Annotated in this window: 1 protein-coding gene and 1 pseudogene; both read right to left on the bottom strand. The window is 72.9% G+C overall.

All coding sequences use genetic code 11. The features are described 5' to 3' along the window. Positions 1-339: pseudogene (locus ACQRUO_RS39410) on the bottom strand (LytR C-terminal domain-containing protein); the annotation flags it as partial. A 358-nt stretch (positions 340-697) separates the two neighbouring features. Then, entirely contained in the window at positions 698-994 is a 297-nt protein-coding gene (locus ACQRUO_RS39405) for a type II toxin-antitoxin system VapB family antitoxin (RefSeq protein ID WP_428320997.1), read from the bottom strand. Positions 995-1,422: the final 428 nt, after the last annotated feature.

Below are 1,422 nucleotides of genomic sequence, written 5' to 3'. Positions count from 1 at the left end.
CGGGGCGGCACCGGAGGCCCCGGCCGACGCCGTGCCGGAAGCTGCGCCCGCCGGGGCGCCGGGCGAGCCCGGTGTGCCGCTCTGCGCCGCGGGCGCGGCGAGCGGCTTGCCGGAGGCCGAGGCCCGGGCGCTGGCACAGGCCTGGGCGGCGGCGTGCTTGCCCTTGCCGGTGAAGATGTCGACCACCTGGACCCCGCCCAGCGCGATCAGCGAGAGCGCGAGCACCGAGCCGATCAGCATCAGGACGCGGCGGCCGCGCCGGGGTGGTGGGCCCAGCCGCGGATAGCTGGTGCCGGTGATCCGGAACTGCTTCCCCTTCAACCCTTGGGGAGTCAACATGCTCACAGTCTGTCTCCCCTGGGAGGAAGGGCAGCCTTGCCGGCCGGTGACGGGCCTGGCCGACCGGGCGGCGGGACGCGGAGCCCGTCGCGCGCTGCGACCGTGTTCAGCAGCCTAGTCCGGTTCCTGAGATCAAGGTAATAAATGATCATCATTTGGCGCACCCGAGCACTCGAAAGGGTGTACTGACGATCATTCGGGAGTACCGGCCGCTGGTGAACCCGGGGGTTGGTCCGTGGTCGGGAGGACCCGAATCACCCGCGCCGCGGCGGCACTGCCGCGGCGCGTCGGACGGCCGCGGCGCACCCGGCGCCGCTGAGCGGCTGTCAGCGTGCGACCGGCTCACCCCCGGACGCCGTCAGTCCAGCTCCAGGACGCGGGCGTGCAGCACCTGGCGCTGCTGCAGCGCGGCGCGCACGGCGCGGTGCAGGCCGTCCTCCAGGTAGAGGTCGCCGTGCCACTTGACCACGTGGGCGAACAGGTCCCCGTAGAAGGTCGAGTCCTCGGCCAGCAGGGTTTCCAGGTCCAACTGGCCCTTGGTGGTGACGAGCTGGTCCAGCCGCACCGGACGGGGGGCCACGTCCGCCCAGTGTTTGGTGCTGACCCGGCCGTGATCCGGGTACGGCCGCCCGTTGCCGATGCGCTTGAAGATCACACGGAAAGCCTACCGTTTGGGCGGCGCGTGGCGCAGCAAGCGCGCTGCTCCGGTAAGCGGTGCTGACGATACGTCTACAGAGGACGCGGTAATCCGGGAAAAGCGGAAAACGCCCTCCGCTCACTTCGCTTCGGCCATGACCGTGGTGTTCGCCACGTGGGGCGGCTCGCCGCAGCGCTCGGGAGGCCGGGTCGGGCCGGCCGAGGTGGCGCCGACGGGGTGCCGACGGCGGCCGCGCGGGCGGCGCGCCGGAGGTCCGCTAGAGCCCGAGGTCGTCCAGTTGCTTGAGCAGCTCGGCGCGCGAGCTGCTGCCGGACTGCGCCCCACCGGTGCCACCGGGCGCTCCCGCCGCGCTCCCCGCTCCCGCCGCGTTCCCCGGGCCGGCCGCGTTCGCGGCGCTCGTCGACCCCGAGATCGGAAGAGCACAC

This window comes from Kitasatospora sp. LaBMicrA B282 (assembly GCF_050325825.1).
Classification (GTDB): domain Bacteria; phylum Actinomycetota; class Actinomycetes; order Streptomycetales; family Streptomycetaceae; genus Kitasatospora.
Note: the sequence above shows the minus strand (reverse complement) of the source record. Positions and strands in the feature narration are given on the sequence as shown.